Genomic DNA, 3,687 nt, shown 5'->3' with positions numbered 1-3,687 from the left:
CCCGCCTCGTCGCGGTGCCAAGGCAGTACTGATCCACGTTGCCGGGTTCCCCGGCGAAACCTGGCAGGAGCGCTGGGAAGCCAGCGGACTCAACGCACCAGGCCGACGGGTCGGCGACATCGCCGGGCCACCGATCGGCCGGGCTGGCCGGCGAGAGGTGATGACCGCTGGGCTACGGGCGCTGCTGTGTGTCCGTGCCTTCCGGCCCACGCTCGCAGCCCTGCGATCGAACCGGATCCTCCGCTTGGCCGAGACATTCAGACTGGTCGAAGGTGACCAGCTACTCGACCAGTTCTTCGAGGAGGTGGCCAGCTCCGGGCGCAGTGCAACGGTCCGGACAGCCGCGGTTCTCGATGTCACCTATGCCTTGCTGAGCCAGGGCATCGGGCTCCGGGACCTGACACCTGAATCTTTGCTGCATTACGCGATCGAGTCCGCACGGCTCGGCGTAACCCCGAGAGCGGTCGGTAACCCGAACCGGCTTGCCGGCAGCGCGGCCTGGGACGTGCTGCACCGCATGGGCCACTTCGGGCCGGGCACACCGCACGCGCTCAAGGCCTGCCTGAACAACGGGCAACGAACCGCGGCCGAGCTGGTCGACCGCCACGATGTCAGCAATGCCGACATCCGCGAGGTTTTGATCGAGTACCTGGAGCGTCGGCGGCCCGAATGCGACTACAGCAGTTGGGCGGCGCTGTCGCTGCGTCTGGTCGGCCAGTTCTGGAAGCAGATCGAGCTGATCGATCCGCACCAGAAGGACCTGCGCCTGCGCACCGGCACCTACGAGCAGTGGGCGGCCGGCCTGAGGGTCCGCGCTGATGGTCGCGTCCGGCTCCGGCCGGAATCTATCGTGGCGACGGTCCGGAGCTTCTACCTGGATCTGCAGAGCTGGGCGATCGAGGAATCGGGACGGTGGGCGCAGTGGGCGGCTCCATGCCCGGTCCCACCCGGCACTGGCCGCAGCAGCCGCGCCAGTCAGCGACGAGTGACGGAGCGGATCGCGGATCGCATCAGACAGCGTCAGCCGTGGCTTCCCACTATCGTCGAGCACGTCGAACGGCAGCACGCCAGGCTGCGCGAGTTTCTTGGCGCGGCCGTGGAGATACCTGCCGATGCCGAGTTCACCCACGGCGGCCGCGTCTATCAGCGCACCGATACCGAGCACGACCGACAGATGACGGCCCGCGGACAGATCCACGTCCGCGTGAAGGACACGGTCTCCGGCGAGCTGACGAACCTGACGCTCGCCGAGGACGCCGCGTTCTGGACCTGGGCCTGCGTCGAAACCCTGCGGCACACGGGACTTCGGATCGAGGAGCTCCTTGAGCTCAGCCAGCTGAGCATCCGCCAATACGAAAGGCCGAACGGCGAGCTCATCGGTCTGCTGGTCGTCGCTCCCTCGAAGACCGACCGGGAGCGGGTGATTCCGATGTCGGCGGAGTTGTTTCACGTGATCGCGGCAGTCATCGGCCGGCACACCACGGCAGGACAGTCGATCCGGGTCGTGCGGCGGTGGGACCCCCATGAGCGGGTCTGGTCCGCGCCGATGCCGTTCCTGTTCCAACGGCCACTGATCAGCGCCGGAGCAATGAGCTTTCAGAGTGTGCGGGAGGCGATCACCCGTCAATGCGAGCAGATCGCCGCGACGAACCCAGCGTTCACCGGCGTCAGGTTCACGCCGCACGACTTCCGGCGTCTCTTCGCGACCGAGCTCGTCAACAACGGCCTGCCGATCCACATCGGCGCCAAGCTCCTCGGGCACCTCGATCTGGCCACCACCCAGGGCTACGTCGCGGTGTTCGAGGAGGACACCGTGCGGCACTACCAGGATTTTCTCGCCCGCCGCCGTGCCCGACGCCCGGCCGACGAGTACGGTCCCGTTGAGGCTAATGAGTGGTCGGAGTTCGAGGAGCACTTCGACAAACGCAAGGTCGAACTCGGCAACTGCGACCGGCCCTATGGCAGCCCGTGCCAGCATGAGCATGCCTGCATCCGCTGCCCGATGCTCCGCGTCAATCCGGCGATGCTTCCGCGACTGAAAGAGCTCGAGACAGACCTCCAGGCACGCCGGGGCCGAGCATCAGCCGAGGGCTGGCTGGGTGAGATTGAGGGGATCGACCTGACGCTGAGGCTGCTTCACGAGAAGCAAGCCGCCGCCGAACGCCTTACAACGAGCGGGACCAGCACGGTTGTCGACCTCGGCATGCCACGCGTTGCCGACGGCGCCGCGGAGCGTCGATTTCGAGCTCAGAGCCACGTCCGGCCGTGATCGGCTCGAGTCAGGTCGGCGACCCCGGCCGATCCACTCAGCCGACCATGTCACGTCTCTCGCGTGGTGGCTCGCTCGCGGTAGGTGATCCAAGCCACGAACGCGGCGGACAGCGGTAGCACGATGACCGCGGCGAGCCAACTGTCGACGTAATCGGACAGCACAGCTAGGGCGCTGCCACCCAGAACAAGGAAGACCAGACCCCCGCTCACGATCGGATGCTTCTGCGTCCAGGCATTGAACCTGCCGTCATACAGGCCCTTGGGCGCGACGGCATTCACCAGCAAGAGCGAACACGCCAGGACGCCCCAGAAGACGTCGATCAACCCGTGTGCGTTTCTCAGCCCAACAGCGAACAAGACCGCGAGGCCCACCGAGGTGATCCGAAACCAGCGCGGCGGGCGACTGTCCCACAACCGCGTCGGTAGCTTCATCCCATCCCCCTAAACAGTCTCCCGTTGCGGCCAAATCATCGCACGCTGCCTTGCACCTGATATCAACGAGCCGAGCGCCAGCCGCCGCCGACTGCCACAACAAGCTTGAGATGTCGGGCCGCTGCCAACCACCGCCCGCCGATGCTGACGGGGTCGGGGAACTCGCTGGTCGATGCTGCCACGTCAGGCTCACTTTTCCGAACGCTTGTGGGTGTCAGGGCCACGCGATCCCTCGGTATACCACTGCCACCAAGCAACCCCGCGCTTGCGTGCATCCCGGCTCAGCATGACCAGGGCAGTCAGAACCACCGCAAGCCCACCGGCCAGCATTCCGACGCCCAGCCGGGGTGTCTTCCGATCGTCGACCCACTGGCGCGCGTCGACTGACGCCAGGACCACTGATGGGTCAGATCGCCGGTAGACGATCTTCAACGGCATTGCATACCTTGTGCCAGCCGCCGGAGTCTGCACACCGTCCGGCATGCCCTCCGTGTCGTTGTACTCGTGGTCCGCTAGTTCGGTCCGAACCTCGCGGCCATCGGCCGTCCGAAATCCAACAGACACTGAACCAAGCAGCCTACCCACATCTACCTGCACCGACCCCGCGACGATCTCGACACCGGTCGTCAACAACTCCCGACTGAACTCTTGCCGATGCGTCACCTCGCCGAGCATGAGGCCGCCGGCAACCGCCACCACCAGGGCTGGGACCCCGAGCCAGGTCGGTCCGCGGCCCGGCCAATTCACATCGCCGGCCATGCCACGCATTCATCAGCCGTACAGCGAACAGGACCGCCACAACCGCCGACGTCATTCGAAACCCAGCGCGGCGAGCAACCCGCCCACCACCTGTCCGACTGGTTCATGCCATGCCCCTAACGAGTGCCGCGCCCGCCGCATCATCGCACGCAGCCTTGCCGGCTGTCGTCGACCAGACGACAGGCTCCCCTGCGCTAGTGCTAGGAGCTTGACTAGTGCAGAGAA

3 protein-coding genes are annotated in these 3,687 nt (G+C 66.1%); 1 reads left to right on the top strand and 2 read right to left on the bottom strand.

The window, feature by feature from the left end:
• The first annotated feature begins 367 nt into the window (after window positions 1-367).
• A complete protein-coding gene (locus AB0I34_RS43935; RefSeq protein ID WP_360458637.1) occupies window positions 368-2,269 on the top strand; it encodes a site-specific integrase in 1,902 nt (633 codons plus the stop codon).
• A 50-nt stretch (window positions 2,270-2,319) separates the two neighbouring features.
• Here AB0I34_RS43935 and AB0I34_RS43930 read toward each other — a convergent pair whose 3' ends face one another.
• Both AB0I34_RS43930 and AB0I34_RS43925 read right to left on the bottom strand, forming a co-directional pair.
• Window positions 2,320-2,703: a hypothetical protein gene (locus AB0I34_RS43930; protein ID WP_360458634.1), complete on the bottom strand. Its 384-nt coding sequence runs from the start codon at window positions 2,701-2,703 to the stop codon at window positions 2,320-2,322.
• A gap of 189 nt (window positions 2,704-2,892) precedes the next feature.
• The gene (locus tag AB0I34_RS43925; RefSeq protein ID WP_360458631.1) at window positions 2,893-3,462 is read right to left on the bottom strand and encodes a DUF3592 domain-containing protein; all 570 of its coding nucleotides are present in this window, start codon (window positions 3,460-3,462) and stop codon (window positions 2,893-2,895) included.
• Window positions 3,463-3,687: the final 225 nt, after the last annotated feature.

The sequence above is a fragment of the Kribbella sp. NPDC050281 genome, assembly GCF_040655855.1.
Classification (GTDB): domain Bacteria; phylum Actinomycetota; class Actinomycetes; order Propionibacteriales; family Kribbellaceae; genus Kribbella.
This window is presented reverse-complemented; position numbering and strand designations above follow the sequence as displayed.

Bases quoted from the DNA above. Each gene is read 5' to 3' on its own strand.
- AB0I34_RS43930 (WP_360458634.1), bottom strand. From the start codon at position 2,703: ATGAAGCTACCGACGCGGTTGTGGGACAGTCGCCCGCCGCGCTGGTTT.
- AB0I34_RS43925 (WP_360458631.1), bottom strand. From the start codon at position 3,462: ATGGCCGGCGATGTGAATTGGCCGGGCCGCGGACCGACCTGGCTCGGG.